Origin of the sequence: Streptomyces axinellae (assembly GCF_039532135.1) — a bacterium.
In the GTDB taxonomy this organism is placed as follows: Bacteria; Actinomycetota; Actinomycetes; order Streptomycetales; family Streptomycetaceae; genus Streptomyces; species Streptomyces axinellae.
In genome coordinates this window covers 115,130-130,804 of sequence record NZ_BAAARJ010000009.1, presented here as the reverse complement: position 1 = coordinate 130,804, position 15,675 = coordinate 115,130, and the positions used below count along the sequence as shown (strand labels likewise).

The following is a 15,675-nucleotide window of genomic DNA, read 5'->3' as shown; positions in this document are numbered from 1 at the left end:
GCGTGGCGCCCCGTCTGCATCTGCCCGTGTGCCCGTGTGCCCGTGTGCCCGTGTGCCCGCGCGTCTGGGTGTCTGTGTGTTCGCGTGCCGGTGCGTTGTGTTCGCGTGCCGGTGCGTTCGCCTGTCCGTCTGTCCTGTGGTCCGTCTGCCTCTGTGTTCGTCGGGCCGGCGACGGAGGCATGCGGCAGGGGTGCCGCCCGGACTGCCCGGGCGGCACCCCTGTGGTGGGCGCGGCCTGCTTACATTGCCAGTTCGGGGGTGGTGTTCCAGTAGGAGACGGTGGAGTTGTCGCTGAGGGCGAGGCCGGCGCCGGGAGCGGTGAGGGTGGCGGTGGAGCCGGTGCCCTGGAGCTTGCGGTTGGCCAGCTCGACGGTCAGTTCCTTCTCGCGGTGCATGTTGTTGGCGTCGCCGTCCTCCAGGCTGAGGGAGGCGTAGGCGGACGTGCCCGGCTCCAGCGAGACCACGGACTGCGGCTGGCCGCCGCCCACCGCGATCGGGGACTGGGCGTTCGGGTAGCCCACGAACGGGTATCCGTACAGGTCGCAGCGGCTGTCGCCCTGGTTGGTGGCCTTGAGCAGGACGACCGGTGCGGTGCCGCCGGTGCGCTTGAGCCTGACCTGCACCGTGCCCACGTCGCACGCCTTCCTCTTGACACCCGAGGCCGTGGACTGGGACCTGACGTCCTCGCCGCCGCCCCCCTTGCCGTCCTTGCCCTCTTTGCCGTTCTCCTGCTTGCCCTCGCTGTGCTGCGAGCCGGAGCCCTTGGCGCCCGCGTCCTTGGACGCGGCGGCCTTGGTGTTGCCGGCGGCGTTGTCGTCCTTGCCTCCGCTGCCCCCGTCACTGCCGCAGGCGGTCAGCGACAGAGCGGCAGCGGCGGCCATGGCGACGAGGCCGGCGGTACGGACGCTACGGCGAGTGTGGCGTGTGGTCTTCACAAGGATCCCCCCACGGGTATCGGATGCGGCGAGGCCACCCGCGTTCCCCGGGGTGTCCTGGCCATCTTCTCTGCGTGCTCTGCGTTCTCTGCTCGGTACATTCATTGAGATGCCGACCGGCCGGTGGTTGTTCACGAGGTTGTGTCCGCGTCCTGTAACAGCGGCAGCCGCCTCCGGGGCGCCGGGCGAGCGGCGGCCGAGGTCCCGTAGCGGGTGGCGGCAGCGGCGGGTCTCGTGCGCTGCCCTCTTCCGGGGCGGGCTCCCGGAGGGCACCATGCGCAGTGCCGGTAGTCAGCGCTCAGCAATCGGTGCTCAGCACTCAGTGCTCGGCAAGCAGTGTCAGGGACCTGGCTTTCGTTGAGTGGGCGCCACCGTAAGGGAACGGCTCTTCGAAGGGATCGCTGATGGGACGACGACGAATCAGACCGCTCCTGATGATCTGTGCCGCACTCCTCGCCGTCACCGCGCTGCCCGCCGCCCAGGCCGGGGCGGAGGCCGGTGCGGGGGCTCGGACGGGACCGGACCGTGGCACGGGCGCGGGAGTGGGGCCGGGCGCGGGCGGGGGTGTGGACGTGAGGAGGCATACGGCCGCGCGGACGGACGGCGGGCAGGGCGCCAGACCACTCGATCAGGTGGTGCCGGCCCCGGCCTCCGTGCGGCCGGAGGGCAAGCCGTACGCGATCACGTCGAGGACCGTGATCCGGGTGAGCGGCGGGGCGACGGGCGCGGCGTCCAAGGAGGCGCTCCGGATGGCCGGGCAGCTCGCGGAGCTGCTGCGGCCCTCGACCGGATACCGGCTGCCCGTCACCACCCGCCCCGGTCGTGACGGCATCCAGCTGCGGCTGGTCGGCGACCGCAAGCTCGGCTCCGAGGGGTACCGCCTGGAGGCGGACAAGCGTGCGGCGGTCATCAGCGCCAAGGAGAGCGCCGGGCTCTTCCACGGGATGCAGACGCTGCGGCAGCTGCTGCCGGCCGCCGTCGAGGCGCGTACCGAGCAGCCGGGCCCCTGGCTGGTCGCGGGCGGCACCATCACGGACAAGCCGCGCTACGCCTACCGGGGCGCGATGCTCGATGTCTCGCGGCACTTCTTCTCCGTCCCCAAGGTGAAGCGCTACATCGACCAGCTCGCCCTCTACAAGATCAACAAGCTGCATCTGCACCTGTCCGACGACCAGGGCTGGCGTATCGCCATCGACTCCTGGCCCCGGCTGGCCCAGTACGGCGGCAGCACCGAGGTCGGGGGCGGACCCGGTGGGTACTACACCAAGGCCGACTATCGCGAGATCGTCCGCTACGCCTCGGCGCGGCAGCTGACCGTCGTACCCGAGATCGACATGCCGGGCCACACCAACGCGGCGCTGGCCTCCTACGCCGAACTGAACTGCGACGGCAAAGCACCTCCCCTCTACACCGGTACCGAGGTCGGATTCAGCTCGCTGTGCGTCCCGCTGGAACGCACCTACGACTTCGTGGACGACGTGATCAGGGAACTGGCGGCCATGACGCCCGGCCCCTACCTGCATATCGGCGGGGATGAGGCGCACTCCACCAGTCATGCGGACTACGCGGCCTTCATGAACCGCGTCCAGCCCGTCGTCGCCAAGTACGGCAAGCAGGCGATCGGCTGGCACCAGATCACCGGCGCCACCCCCGCCAAGGGCACCGTCGCGCAGTACTGGGGCTATGACCGGACCAGTGCGGCGGAGCGCGCGCAGGTCGCGGACGCCGCGAAGAAGGGCACCCGGCTGGTGCTCTCGCCCGCCGACCGCACCTACCTCGACATGAAGTACGACAAGGACACGCCGCTGGGCCTGTCCTGGGCCGGGTTCGTGGAAGTGCGGCGCTCCTACGACTGGGATCCGGGGACCTATCTGGAAGGCGCCCCGGCCGGCTCGGTCCTCGGCATCGAGGCACCGCTGTGGTCGGAGACGCTTTCGAACAGCGCGCAGGCCGAGTACATGGCATTCCCGCGCCTGCCGGGCGTCGCCGAGCTGGGCTGGTCGCCGGCCTCGACCCACAACTGGGATGGCTATAAGCACCGCCTCGCGCAACAGGCGTCCCGCTGGGATCAGTTGGGCATCGACTACTACCGCTCGCCGCAGGTGCCGTGGCCTGGACGGTGAACTCTTCGTAGACACTCCGGTCCTGGCCCCCGATCCCCGTCTTGGGCCCGGCCCTGGCCTGGGCCCGGCCCTGGCCAGGGGCAGGGGCAGGGGCTGCGGCTGGGCTGGGGCTGGAGTCGGGAAGGTTACGGCGGCGGACGGCAGGCGGCGGGCCGTGGACGGCCGGGCCTGGTCGGTGATCGGGGTCAGCGCGGCGGGAACGGGACCAGACAACGATCCCACTCGTCCGCCGCCTGGCGCAGACCGGCGGCGGTCGCCTTGATCTCGATGACGTACTCGGTCAAGCGCTCGTCGCCATCCAGCCACGGGGGCGCCGCCTCATGAGAGAGATGGACGCGTACGGGGCCCGAGCCGGTGTGGCCGAAGGCCAGGACGGGCTCCAGGAAGTGAAGGTCCAGATGTGTGCCTGCCGGTGTCGCTCCTCCGGCGGCGCGCAGCCACGGCGAGATCTGGCGCGCCTCGTCGGTCAGGAGACAGGGGGCAGTGAAGGACCAACTGCCCTCGGGCGTGGTCACCTCACCCCCGGCGACCAGCCAATTGTCGTCGTACTGGTCACCGCTGACCACCGGGAACTGGTAGCGCAGCGGACGCAACGTGATGCGATGTTCGTGATCAGTGAGGAGCACCGCCCAAGGATGTCAGGCACCGTCCGGCGCCCCTCACCTCACCGGTCCGAACGGCGGAAGGCGTCGCCCCGGCCGTGTACGACCAGGATGCCTCGATCCCTGGCCTGTTCCGGACCCACGGCGAGTTCAGAAGCGGTCCAGTATGGCCTTCTTGGCGAGGCGGAACTCCTCGTCCGTGAGCACCCCGGAGGTGTGCAGCTCGCCCAGCTCCCGCAGCCGCCGCAGCAGGCCGTCATGATCGGTCGCGTCGGCGGCTGAAGTGCCGCCCGAGTGGCCGCCCTTGGTGAGAACGGGGGGCATGGCTTCCTGCGCCGGGCCGGAGGTTCCGGCGTAGGAGGCGGCCTCCTGGGAGCGGGGGTGCGGCAGGCGCGCGACGATCGCGGCGGCCAGCAATACCGAGCCGCCGGTCTCGCGGGCCTGCCGCACTCCCCACAGCATCAGGCAGTTGGGGTCGTGCTGCGGCTTGAGCGTGGGGTGGGTGCCCTTCGGGTGGAAGCGGAGGCTGCCGCTCTCCCAGCCGAGGGGTGGGGTCCAGTCCACGCCGTCCAGCTCGTGGAGTGCGAGGCGGCGCGGGCCGCCGGAGGTCTTGCTCTGCTCCGCCATCCAGTTCCACTCGATCTGGACGCGCTCGCCGTCGAAGGACGCTGTCCCGTCCGTGCCCGAGGCGGTCAGCGGGACCGGCGGGCCGGGCAGCAGGAAGCGGTCGCAGGGGCTGTCGGGTACCTCTTCCAGCAGCAGCGCGTTGCGCACCTCCTCGACGAAGTACGCGGCCACGCCCGTACGGTCCTTCTCCACCGCGAGCTGGTAGGGATCCGAGGCGTCCGGCAGCCGCCCGCTGGCCACTTGAGAGAGGGGGTCGGCGCCGTCGCGGAGCCGGAGCCGGAGTCTGCCGCCCTTCCGTCCGCCGGGCTCGTACGCGATACCGGCCACCGCGTGCAGCGGTACGGCGACTTCTCCAAGGGTTTTGCGCAGTTGGTGTACCCGCCGTTCGGTGCCGGGCACGATCCTGACGGTCTCCCCGTCGAAGGTCCATGCCCCGGCACGTTGGAGGATTTCCGCCATAGGCTGATTATTTCGGCTGCGGCGGCGAGGGTCATCCCCCCGAGGAATTCAGAGCCCGAGCGGGCCGCTGGTCTCCCGACTCAGGAGGCCGGCGGGTGCTTCAGACGCCCACCCCCAGCTCGCGGGCGATGAGCATGCGCTGGACCTCGCTGGTGCCCTCGCCGATCTCCAGGATCTTCGCGTCCCGCCACATGCGGGCGACCGGATACTCGTTCATAAAGCCGTAGCCGCCATGGATCTGGGTGGCCTCGCGCGCATTGGTGACGGCGATCTCGGAGGAGTAGAGCTTGGCCAGGGCCGCCTCCTTCTTGAACGGCTCGCCCGCCAGCAGCCGCGAGGCCGCGTCCCGCCAGGAGATGCGGGCGGTGTGGGCGCGCATCTCCATGTCGGCGAGCTTGAACTGGATGGCCTGGTTGGTGCCGATGGGCTTCCCGAAGGCCGAGCGGGTGTTGGCGTAGCGCACCGATTCATCGACGCAGCCTTGTGCCAGGCCCGTGGCGAGGGCGGAGATCGCGATTCTGCCCTCGTCCAGGATGCGCAGGAACTGGGCGTAGCCACGGCCCTCTTCGCCGAGCAGGTTCGCCTCGGGTACGCGGACATCGGAGAAGGACAGCTCGTGGGTGTCCGAGGCGTTCCAGCCCACCTTGGAGTACGCGGGTGCGACCGTGAAGCCGGGGGTGCCGGAGGGGACGATGATCGTGGAGATGCGCGGTGTGCCGTCCTCCTTGCGTGCGGTCACGGCGGTGACGGTGACCAGGCCCGTCATCTCCGTGCCCGAGTTGGTGATGAACGACTTGGTGCCGTTGATCACCCACTCGCCCGTGGCGGTGTCCCGTACGGCCGTGGTGCGGGTGCCGCCCGCGTCCGAGCCGCACTCGGGCTCCGTCAGCCCGAAGGCGCCCAGCATCTCGCCCGCGCACAGCCGGGGCAGCCATTCGTGCTTCTGCTCTTCCGTGCCGAACAGGTACAGCGGCATGGCTCCCAGGGAGACGCCGGCCTCCAGCGTGATGGCGACGGAGGAATCGACCCTGGCCAGCTCCTCCAGGGCGAGACAGAGCGCGAGGTAGTCGCCGCCCATGCCGCCGTACTCCTCGGGGAACGGCAGTCCGAACAGTCCCATCGCGCCCATCTGGCGGACGATGTCGTACGGGAACGCGTGCTGTTCGTAGAACTCGCCGATCTTGGGCGCCACGACGTCGTGGGCGAACTCCTCAACGGTCCTGCGCAGTTCCTCGTGCTCGGACGAGAGGCGGTGGTCGAGAGCCATACTCACATCTCCTTGGGCGAGGCCGTGCCGCTGAGAGCGCGGACCGTGCGGGAGGGACTGGGGCGGCCCAGGTGCTCCGCCATCCACAGACTGGTGCTGCTGAGAAGGTCCAGATCGACGCCCGTTTCGATGCCCAGACCGTGCAGCATCCAGACGAGGTCTTCGGTGGCGAGATTGCCCGTGGCGCTCTTGGCGAAGGGGCAGCCGCCCAGGCCACCGGCGGAGGCGTCCACCGTCGCGACGCCGTGCTGGAGCGCCGCGAGGGTGTTGGCGAGGGCCTGGCCGTAGGTGTCGTGGAAGTGGACGGCCAGACGGGGGGTGGTAGCGGGGGCGGATCCGGGATCGGCAGCGGCTTCGGTGTCGTCATTGTCGGGCGTCCGGGCGGGGGCCGTTCCCGAGGCGGGCAGCCCGGCCTCGTGCAGGGCGGCGAGCAGCGCGCTCACATGGCCGGGAGTGGCCACGCCGATGGTGTCGCCGAGGCTCAGCTCGTCACAGCCCATGTCCGCCAGCGACTTGCACACCCGCACCACTTGGGCGACCGGTACCGGGCCCTCCCACGGATCGCCGAAGCACATGGACAGATAGCCGCGCACCGTGAGCCGCTCCTCCTTGGCGCGGGCCACCACGGGCTCGAACATCGCCAGCGCCTCATCCACCGTGCGGTTCAGGTTGGCGCGGGCGAACGACTCGGTGGCGCTGGCGAACACCGCGACCTGCCGCGCCCCCAGCGTCAACGCCCGCTCCAGCCCCCGGGCATTGGGCACCAGGACGGGGAGCGACACATCGGCGGGCTCGCTCAACCGGCCGGGGGCGGCGGCGTCGGCCGGGTCGGCGGGGCTGTCCGCCGGGGCGGGGCGGGCCGAGGCAGCCGGACTGGGGGAGCGGGGGTGCTCCGCGTCGCGCAGGCCGCTCACCAGGGGATACAGCTCCTCGGCGTCGGCGAGCTGGGGCACCCACTTGGGGTGCACAAAACTGGTCGCCTCGACGGTGCGCAGTCCGGCCGCCACCAGCCGCTTGATGAACTCCGCCTTCACCGCGACCGGAACGACCGCCTTCTCGTTCTGCAACCCGTCGCGCGGCCCCACCTCGTGGATACGGACCCGCGACGGCAGGCCCGCCAGGGGGAAGGCCATGGGGAGCCCCGAACCGCTTCCGGCCCCCGGCTCTGCTCCGCTTCCGGCATCCGTCATCACGACACCTCCTTCTCGGCGGGCTTCCCGACGGGCTCCTCGGCGGGCTCGTGCGGCTCCACAACGGCGAGCACCTGATCCATGGCGACGGTGCTGCCCGCGATCACGTCCAACTCGGTCACTGTCCCGGCGTGCGGCGCCGTGATGACGTGCTCCATCTTCATCGCCTCCACGACCAGCAGGCTCTGTCCCTCCGCCACCTCGTCACCCACCGCTGCCTTGACGAGGGTGACCGTGCCGGGCATGGGGGCGGTCAGCGCGTCCGCGCCCTGGGCGGCGCCCGCGCCTCGGAGCGCGGCCTCCACCGGATCGTGGTCCCGGAGCTGCCAGGTCTCGCCGTCTCTGCCGAGCCAGATGGCGGGGGAGCCGTCGTCCGCCTTGCCGAGGGCGTGGGTGAAGGTGTGGCTGATGCCGTCCCACTCCAGGCGCAGGCGTGTGCCCGACCTGATCAGCCGGGCGCGGACCGGGGGCGCGCCCGCCACGCTCACCTCGACATCGCGCGGATCCCCGGTGGCCTGGCGAGGTTCGTCGGCAGGGCGGCTTGCGGGAATGTCGCGCCGTTCGAGCCCGGCGGGGGTGGCGTGGCCGTGCGGGGCGGCGTGGCCGTGGGCGTTGTCGGGGCCGGTGGCCGGGCCCGCTGGGCGGATGTGGACGGCCACCGGTTCTTGACCCGTCAGCCGCAGGTGGTGCACCGTCCAGGCCGGCTCGTCGCCCAGCCGCCAGCCGGAGCGGACCGCGAACGGGCTGACCCAGCCGCCCACTTCACGGCCTGCCCTGTCCCCGGATGACCGCACTGCCTCCGACGGGGTGCTGCCCGGGACGGTCCTCGCCGACGGCGTTTCCGGTGCCGTCGCCGCCTGCCGCAGGAGGGCCGCCGCGCCGTAGACCTCTTGGGGCACGCCCTCCGGCAACAGTCCGGCCGCCGCGCTGTCCACCAGTCCCGTGTCCAGTTCGCCGGCGGCGACCCGGGGGTGGGCGAGCAGGCCGCGCAGGAAGGCGGCGTTGGTATCGACGCCCAGCACCGTCGTGCGGGCGAGGGCCGCACGGAGCCCTCGCAGCGCGGAGGGGCGGTCCGGGCCCCAGACGATGATCTTGGCCAGCATCGGGTCGTAGAGCGTGCCCACCTCGGTGCCCTCCGTCAGGCCCGAGTCGGTGCGCACTCCGTCGCCGTCCGGCTCTTCCAGCAGCAGCACCCGGCCTGCCGAGGGCAGGAAGTCGACCTGGCCCTCGTGTCCGCCGGCGGCGAGCCGGGCGGTCTCCGCGCAGATACGGGCCTCCACCGCGTGGCCCTTCAGCGCGATGTCTCCTTGCCCGAAGGCCAGCGGCTCCCCGGCTGCGGCCCTCAGCTGCCACTCGACCAGGTCCAGTCCCGTGGTCAGCTCGGTGACCGGGTGCTCGACCTGGAGTCGGGTGTTCATCTCCATGAAGTAGTAGGCACCGGAGCCGTCGCCTGGCACGATGAACTCCACGGTGCCCGCCCCCCGGTAGCCGCACGAGCGCGCTGCCTCGACCGCTGCCTCGCCCATCGCCTGACGGGTCGCCTCGTCCAGCAGGGGGCTGGGGGCCTCCTCGATGATCTTCTGGTGACGCCGCTGGAGGGAGCATTCGCGCTCCCCGAGGTGCAGCACCCCGCCGTGCCCGTCGGCCAGCACCTGGATCTCGATGTGGCGGGGCCGGTCCACCCAGCGCTCCACCAGCAGCCCGTCGTCCCCGAAAGAGCTCCGAGCCTCCCGCCGCGCCGCGGCGATCTCCTCCGGCAGCACCGCTTCGTCCCGCACCAGGCGCATGCCCTTGCCGCCGCCGCCCGCCGAGGGTTTCAGCAGCACGGGCAGGCCCGTCTCCAGGGCGGCGACGGCCAGTTCGGCATCGGTCAGGCCGCTGCCCGAGGAGCCGGGGACGACGGGGACGCCCGCGGCGCGCACCGTCTCCTTGGCGCGGATCTTGTCACCCATCAGCTCGATGGCCTCGGCGGGCGGGCCGACAAAGGTGAGCCCGGCCTCGGTGCAGCGCCTGGCGAAGTCGGCGTTCTCCGCGAGGAAGCCGTAGCCCGGGTGGACGGCCTGGGCGCCGGTGCGGCGGGCGGCCTCCAGCAGCCTGTCCGCGCTCAGATAGCTCTCGGCGGCCGGGGGCGGACCGATGCGCACGGATGTGTCGGCCTCCCGCACATGGTGTGCGTCGGCATCGGCGTCGCTGTGCACCGCGATCGATCGGATGCCCAGCTTCCGCAGGGTGCGGATCACCCGTACCGCGATCTCTCCCCGGTTGGCCACCAGCACCGAGTCGAACATCGGCCCTCTCCTCGCGCTCGTCATCCCGCTCGCCTCCAGCACGGCCGCCCCGGCCTGCCCGTCCGTTCCCGCCTCCGGCCGGCCCACTGGTCCGGTCCACCGGCCCGGGCCGCCCCCGCCTCGTCCGGCCCCGGCCGCTTCGTCCATTCCGTACGGTCCTCCGGCTTGTACGGCCCTTTCCTCTTGTGTGCCCTGGCGCCGTTCACATGCGGAAGACGCCGAACCGGGGCGCCTCCGGGTCGCGGTGCGGCAGGGGCGCGTTGGCGCATGCGGTGAGCGCCAGCCCCAGTACCTGCCGGGTCTCCAGCGGGTCGATCACGCCGTCGTCCCACAGGCGGGCCGTGGCGTAGTAGGCGTTGCCCTGGGATTCGTACTGCTCGCGCACCGGGGCGCGGAACGCCTCCTCGTCCTCGGCGCTCCACTCCTCGCCGCGTGCCTCCATCTGGTCGCGCCGCACGGTGGCGAGCACGGCGGCGGCCTGTTCGCCGCCCATTACCGAGATCTTCGCGTTCGGCCACATCCACAGGAAGCGGGGACTGTAGGCCCGGCCGCACATCGAGTAGTTGCCCGCGCCGTAGGAGCCGCCGATGACGACCGTCAGCTTCGGCACTCGGGCACAGGCCACGGCGGTGACCATCTTGGCGCCGTGCTTGGCGATGCCGCCCGCCTCGTAGTCCTTGCCGACCATGAAGCCCGAGATGTTCTGCAGGAACAGCAGCGGGATGCCGCGCTGATCGCACAGCTCGATGAAGTGGGCGCCCTTCTGGGCCGATTCGGAGAACAGGATGCCGTTGTTGGCGACGATGCCCACCGGATGGCCGTGAATTCTGGCGAACCCCGTCACCAGCGTGGTGCCGTACTCGGCCTTGAACTCCTGGAAGCGCGAGCCGTCCACCACCCGGGCGATCACTTCCCGGACGTCATAAGGCGTCCGGGAGTCGGCCGGCACCGCCGCGTACAGCCCCGCCGGGTCGAACGCCGGCTCTTCCGCGGCTTGCACGGGCCAGGGCAGTGAGGCGGCATCCGGTGGCGCGGGCAGCGTGGCGACGATATGGCGGACGATACGCAGCGCGTGCGCGTCGTCCTCGGCCAGATGGTCGGTGACGCCCGAGATCCGCGAGTGGGTCTCCCCGCCGCCCAGTTCTTCGGCGGTGACGACCTCGCCGGTCGCGGCCTTCACCAGGGGCGGGCCGCCCAGGAAGATCGTGCCCTGTTCGCGCACGATCACCGCCTCGTCGCTCATCGCCGGGACGTAGGCGCCGCCCGCCGTGCAGGAGCCGAGCACCGCGGCGATCTGCGGGACACCGGCCGCGGACATCCGCGCCTGGTTGTAGAAGATCCGGCCGAAGTGCTCGCGATCGGGGAAGACCTCGTCCTGCAAGGGCAGGAAGGCGCCGCCCGAGTCGACGAGATACAGGCACGGCAGCCGGTTTTCGAGCGCGATCTCCTGGGCGCGCAGGTGCTTCTTGACCGTCATCGGGTAGTAGGTGCCGCCCTTGACCGTGGCGTCATTGGCCACCACGACCACCTCCCGGCCGGCCACCCGGCCGATACCGGTGATCAAGCCCGCTGCCGGTGCCGCGCCCTCGTACATCCCGTCCGCCGCGAGCGGGGACAGCTCCAGGAAGGGGGAGCCGGGGTCGAGGAGCGCGTCCACCCGCTCGCGTGGCAGCAGCTTGCCGCGTGCCGCATGCCGGGCGCGGGCCCGCTCGCCGCCCCCCAGCCGGGCGTGGGCGAGCTTCTCGCGGAGCCGGCCCGTCAGCTCGCGGTGCGTCTTGCGGTGTTCGGCCGCCGCGTCGGAGGACGGATCGAGGCCGCTTCTCAGGCGGGGCCAGGCAGGCTCGCGCCCACTGCCGGCCCACACCGTCTGCTCGTCCATACCGCTGGCCCCCTCACTCGCACGACATGCCCCGCGCACCACACGCAGGGCCCCACGCACCACACGCCACGCACCGCGAGTTAGCCATCGTTAACTCGCTCCCTCAAGGTTAACGCTCACTAACCCGGCTGTCTAGAATGGTTCCTATGGGCACCAGGACAGCCGCAGACTCAGCCGCACCGAGCCGACGGGAGCAGATCCTGCGGGAGGCCGCCCGGCTCTTCGCCGAGCGCGGCTTCCACGGCGTGGGGGTCGATGAAATAGGGGCAGCCGTCGGCATCAGCGGGCCGGGTCTCTACCGTCACTTCGCGGGCAAGGACGCGATGCTGGCCGAGCTGCTCGTCGGCATCAGCGAGCGGCTGTACGACGGCGGGCGGCGCAGGTCCGAGGAGTCGGCGGCGGCCGGGCTCGAACCCGCGGCGGCACTGGACGCGCTGATCGACGGGCACATCGACTTCGCGCTGGACGACCGTGAGCTGATCACTCTCCACGACCGCGAGCTGGACCGCCTGCGGGACGCCGAGCGCAAGCAGGTCCGCAAGCTCCAGCGGCAGTATGTCGAGCTGTGGGTCGAGGCGGTCCGTGCGCTCTACCCCGACCTGACCGAGCTGGAGGCCAGGGTCTCGGTGCACACCGTCTTCGGCCTGCTCAACTCCACGCCGCACCTGGGTGGACCCTCCTCGATGCCCGACCGCGAGACGACGGCCGCGCTGCTGCACCGCCTGGCGCGCGGCGCGCTCTCCGCAGCCGCCCCCGGGGCCGCCCCGGGCGGTTCCGGGGCCACCGCGGGCAGCTTCAGCGTCGCCCCGGACGGCCCGGAGGTCGCGCTGGGCAGCTGACCGATGCGGTGCTGGGCAGCTGACCGGGGCCGCTCTGGACAGCTGAGGTGACCGCTCGGTAGCTTTGAAGTGAGCTGAGCAAGCGCTTAGCCACGGCCAGGGTGACGAGGAGGCGTGCTGTGCGCCGCACGGTGTTCAACGAGGACCACGAAGCGTTCCGCCAGACGATCCGCGACTTCATCGCGGCGGAGGTCGCGCCCCACTACCCGGAGTGGGCCGAGCAGGGCTACGTCCCGCGTGAGCTGTACAAGAAGCTGGGCGAGCTGGGGGTCTTCGGTATCGAGGTGCCCGAGGAGTACGGCGGCGCGGGCGAGACCAGCTTCAAGTTCAACGCCGTCATGACCGAGGAGTGCGCCCGCGCCGGCGTCAGCTTCGGCGGATCCAGCGTGCACACCGCCCTGTGCCTGCCCTACCTGCTCAAGTACGCCAACGAGGAGCAGAAGAAGCGCTGGCTTCCCCCCTTCGTCTCCGGCGAGATGATGACCGCCATCGCCATGACCGAGCCGGGCACGGGCTCGGACCTGGCCGGGATGAAGACCACGGCCAAGCTCTCCGAGGACGGCACCCACTACATCCTCAACGGCGCCAAGACCTTCATCACCGGCGGCGTCCAGGCCGACCGCGTCCTGGTGTGCGCCCGCACCGCGCCTCCCACCCCGGAGGACCGGCGCGGTGGCATCTCCATTCTCGTCGTGGACGCCAGGAGCGAGGGATACGCGGTCGGGCGCAAGCTCGAAAAGCTGGGCCTGCGCACCTCGGACACCGCCGAGCTGTCCTTCTCCGACGTCAAGGTCCCGGTCGAGGACCTGCTGGGCGAGGAGGGCGAGGCGTTCTCCTACCTCGGCCAGAACCTCCCCCAGGAGCGGCTCGGCATCGCCCTGGGCGCCTACGCGATGTCGGCGGCTGCGGTGCGCTTCGCCCACGACTACGTCAAGGAGCGCACGGTCTTCGGCAAGGAGGTCGCCTCCTTCCAGAACACCAAGTTCGTGCTCGCCGACTGCAAGGCGGACGTGGACGCCATGCAGGCCGTCGTCGATCGCGCTCTGGAGGCCCTGGACGCCGGTGAGCTGACGCCCGCCGATGCCGCGTCCGCCAAGTTGTTCACCACCGAGCTGGCGGCGCGCGTGATCGACAAGTGCCTCCAGCTGCACGGCGGTTACGGATACATGCTCGAATACCCCATCGCCAACCTGTACGCCGACACCCGCGTCTCGCGGATCTACGGCGGCACCAGCGAGGTCATGCGCTCCATCATCGCGAAGTCGATGGGTCTGTGAAGCCTGTGAAGCCTGTGAAGCCTGTGAACGGCGCCGGTCTCCATGCCGCACATCCGGCACCATCTCCCGCATGAGCCGAGAACTGACCTCCCTGCTCGATCTGCTCGACCTTGAGCGGATCGAGCACGACATCTTCCGCGGCGGCAGCCGGGCCTCCATCGTCCCGAGGGTCTTCGGCGGCCAAGTCGCGGCGCAGGCGCTCGTCGCCGCCTGCCGTACGGTCCCCGCGGGGCGGCTGCCGCACTCCCTGCACGCCTACTTCCTGCGTGCGGGAGACCCGGGAGCGCACATCGTCTACACCGTCGACCGGATACGCGACGGGCGCTCCTTCACCACCCGGCGCGTGGTGGCCGTTCAGCACGGGCAGCCGATCTTCCACCTGTCGGCGTCCTTCCAGGTGCACGAGGACGGGATGGAGCACCAGGAGCCCATGCCGCAGGCGCCCGACCCGGAGACGCTGCCCACGGCCGAGGCCATCCTGCCGCGCTACAAGGAGTTGTTCACCGACCCCCGGGTCCCCGAGACGTTGCTGAAGGCCCGCGCCGCCGTGGATCTGCGGTACGTGGAGGAGCCGCCCTTCGGCCGGGTCGGCAGGCCGGGCGAGCCGCGCTCGCAGGTGTGGTTCCGCACCAACGGCAAGCTGGACGGCGAGGCGGACGAGCCGATGCTGCACATCTGTCTGGCGACGTACGTCTCGGACATGACGCTGCTGGACTCCGTGCTGCTCGCGCACGGCAGGGGCGGCTGGGCGGTCGGGGACGTGGTCGGGGCCAGCCTGGATCACGCCATGTGGTTCCACCGGCCCTTCCGGGCGGACGAGTGGCTGCTCTACGACCAGGAGTCGCCCACCGCGCAGGGCGGCCGAGGGCTCGGCAGGGGGCGGATCTTCACCAGGGACGGACGGCTGGTGGCTTCGGTCATCCAGGAAGGCGTCGTCCGGATACCGAGGGGAAGCGCCGGAAACCCCGGAAACGCCGGAAACCCCGGAAACCCCGGAAACCCCGGAAACCCCGGAAACCCCGGAAACCCCGGAACCTCCGGAAATACAGCCGCGGCTCGTCAGTCCGCGGGGGATGCCGTCCGTTGACCGGAGGGTCAGCCGGTCAGCCCCGCCGCCTCCAGCAGGTAGGCCGTCATCGGCTCGTAGAAGCGGGGGTCGGCCACGTGGTCGTCCAGTGGGACGGCCACCTCCAAGGTCCCCTCGGCCTCGCCGAGGAAGAGAGCCGGGTCGTTGCAGTCGGCGAAACCGATCGCGGTCAGCCCGTGCTGGGCCGCCCGGCCCGCCCAGCCGTGGTCGGCCACCACCAGTTCGGGCAGTGCCTCTCCGGCGTGCTCCAAGGCGCGCAGCACTCCCGCCATCGGTTCGGGGGAGTGGGTGTGCCACAGGGAGGCGCCCCGCTCGTAGACCGCCACACCCGAGAACTGCACGATCACGCCCTCGTCCGCGTACACCCCCAGGGGCGTACGGACGATGTCGCATCCGGCGGCGCGCAGCGCCATGGCGAGGACGCCGTGCATGTCCAGCAGCGCGCCCGGATGCCCCGTCGCGAACAGCACGCGCCGCCGTCCCTCGGCGGCCTTGCGCAGCTCGGCCGCCGCCCGGTCCAGGGCGCCGAGGGTCAGCTCGGGGTCGATGGTGTCCTGGCCCGTGCGGTAATCCGGATCGTCGTTGACGCCACAGCGCTCGGCCATCACCGCGAGCACGTCCTGCTCGTCCGCCCAGCGGTCGCCCAGCTCCAGGCCGAGCCAGTAGTGCCGGTCGCCGTTGGCGAGCTTGCGGTAGTGATCGAGGTTGTTCTCCCGTGGAGTGGCGACATCCCCCGCGATCCGGGTGCGCACCAGGTGATCGGCCAGTTCGTCGCGCGAGGGCGCGTCCGGGAGCGGCAGGGGGAGTGGCACGGGCAAGAGAGGCTGTGACATGTAGCCATTGTGGCTCGTACGGGCGCTCGATGGACGCCGTGTCCAAAAGGCGGCCTTCAGGTCCGCCACAAAGGTCCAGGCATCCGGTGGCCGTCGCGGCCTTACCCTCGCCCCCATGACCAGCAGCGAACATTCTCCGGCCGAAAGCGAGCACCCCGCGGCCGACAGTGGAACACTTCCGGTCGGCGGCGGGCAGCCCCGGCCCGGGGGCGGTGACGTCCCCACCGGTGGCGAAGGCTCCGCGAGCACCGATGGACGCCCGGATGGAG

The 15,675-nt window shown here is 71.2% G+C and carries 12 protein-coding genes; 4 read left to right on the top strand and 8 right to left on the bottom strand.

Going from position 1 to position 15,675, the window contains the following annotated elements; all coding sequences use genetic code 11:
- Nucleotides 1-239: 239 nt before the first annotated feature.
- On the bottom strand, nucleotides 240-935 hold the full coding sequence (locus tag ABD339_RS15470; protein WP_344566341.1) for a DUF4232 domain-containing protein: 696 nt from the start codon (nucleotides 933-935) through the stop codon (nucleotides 240-242).
- Nucleotides 936-1,339: 404 nt separating this feature from the next.
- On the opposite strand from ABD339_RS15470, the gene ABD339_RS15465 reads away from it, so the two are divergent.
- Nucleotides 1,340-3,058: a beta-N-acetylhexosaminidase gene (locus tag ABD339_RS15465; RefSeq protein WP_344566339.1), complete on the top strand. Its 1,719-nt coding sequence runs from the start codon at nucleotides 1,340-1,342 to the stop codon at nucleotides 3,056-3,058.
- A 185-nt stretch (nucleotides 3,059-3,243) separates the two neighbouring features.
- On the opposite strand, the gene ABD339_RS15460 is transcribed toward ABD339_RS15465, so the two are convergent.
- The 6 genes from ABD339_RS15460 to ABD339_RS15435 all read right to left on the bottom strand — a co-directional run bounded on the left by ABD339_RS15460 (nucleotide 3,244) and on the right by ABD339_RS15435 (nucleotide 11,370).
- Nucleotides 3,244-3,684: a WapI family immunity protein gene (locus ABD339_RS15460; protein WP_344566337.1), complete on the bottom strand. Its 441-nt coding sequence runs from the start codon at nucleotides 3,682-3,684 to the stop codon at nucleotides 3,244-3,246.
- 126 nt (nucleotides 3,685-3,810) lie between these two features.
- A complete protein-coding gene (locus ABD339_RS15455; protein ID WP_344566335.1) occupies nucleotides 3,811-4,746 on the bottom strand; it encodes a DUF4429 domain-containing protein in 936 nt (311 codons plus the stop codon).
- A 100-nt stretch (nucleotides 4,747-4,846) separates the two neighbouring features.
- Nucleotides 4,847-6,013 (bottom strand): acyl-CoA dehydrogenase family protein, encoded by a 1,167-nt coding sequence (locus tag ABD339_RS15450; protein ID WP_344566333.1) that lies wholly within the window; start codon nucleotides 6,011-6,013, stop codon nucleotides 4,847-4,849.
- Between the two features lie 2 nt (nucleotides 6,014-6,015).
- Nucleotides 6,016-7,203, bottom strand: coding sequence for a hydroxymethylglutaryl-CoA lyase (locus ABD339_RS15445; RefSeq protein WP_344566331.1), 1,188 nt, complete (start codon nucleotides 7,201-7,203; stop codon nucleotides 6,016-6,018).
- Nucleotides 7,203-9,491, bottom strand: a complete 2,289-nt coding sequence (locus ABD339_RS15440; protein WP_344566655.1) for an acetyl/propionyl/methylcrotonyl-CoA carboxylase subunit alpha — start codon at nucleotides 9,489-9,491, stop codon at nucleotides 7,203-7,205. The genes ABD339_RS15445 and ABD339_RS15440 overlap by 1 nt, the downstream gene beginning before the upstream one ends.
- A gap of 202 nt (nucleotides 9,492-9,693) precedes the next feature.
- Entirely contained in the window at nucleotides 9,694-11,370 is a 1,677-nt protein-coding gene (locus ABD339_RS15435; protein WP_344566329.1) for a carboxyl transferase domain-containing protein, read from the bottom strand.
- Between the two features lie 146 nt (nucleotides 11,371-11,516).
- On the opposite strand from ABD339_RS15435, the gene ABD339_RS15430 reads away from it, so the two are divergent.
- From ABD339_RS15430 to tesB, 3 genes are all read left to right on the top strand, one after another.
- A complete protein-coding gene (locus ABD339_RS15430; RefSeq protein WP_344566327.1) occupies nucleotides 11,517-12,209 on the top strand; it encodes an SACE_7040 family transcriptional regulator in 693 nt (230 codons plus the stop codon).
- Between the two features lie 119 nt (nucleotides 12,210-12,328).
- Nucleotides 12,329-13,486 carry an acyl-CoA dehydrogenase family protein gene (locus ABD339_RS15425; protein ID WP_344566325.1) on the top strand — a complete coding sequence of 386 codons (1,158 nt, stop codon included), beginning with the start codon at nucleotides 12,329-12,331 and terminating at the stop codon, nucleotides 13,484-13,486.
- Between the two features lie 70 nt (nucleotides 13,487-13,556).
- Nucleotides 13,557-14,573, top strand: a complete 1,017-nt coding sequence (gene tesB / locus ABD339_RS15420; protein WP_344566323.1) for an acyl-CoA thioesterase II — start codon at nucleotides 13,557-13,559, stop codon at nucleotides 14,571-14,573.
- Nucleotides 14,574-14,581: 8 nt separating this feature from the next.
- Here the strand turns inward: tesB and ABD339_RS15415 are convergent, their stop codons facing one another.
- The gene (locus ABD339_RS15415) at nucleotides 14,582-15,406 is read right to left on the bottom strand and encodes a phosphatase (RefSeq protein WP_344566321.1); all 825 of its coding nucleotides are present in this window, start codon (nucleotides 15,404-15,406) and stop codon (nucleotides 14,582-14,584) included.
- Nucleotides 15,407-15,675: the final 269 nt, after the last annotated feature.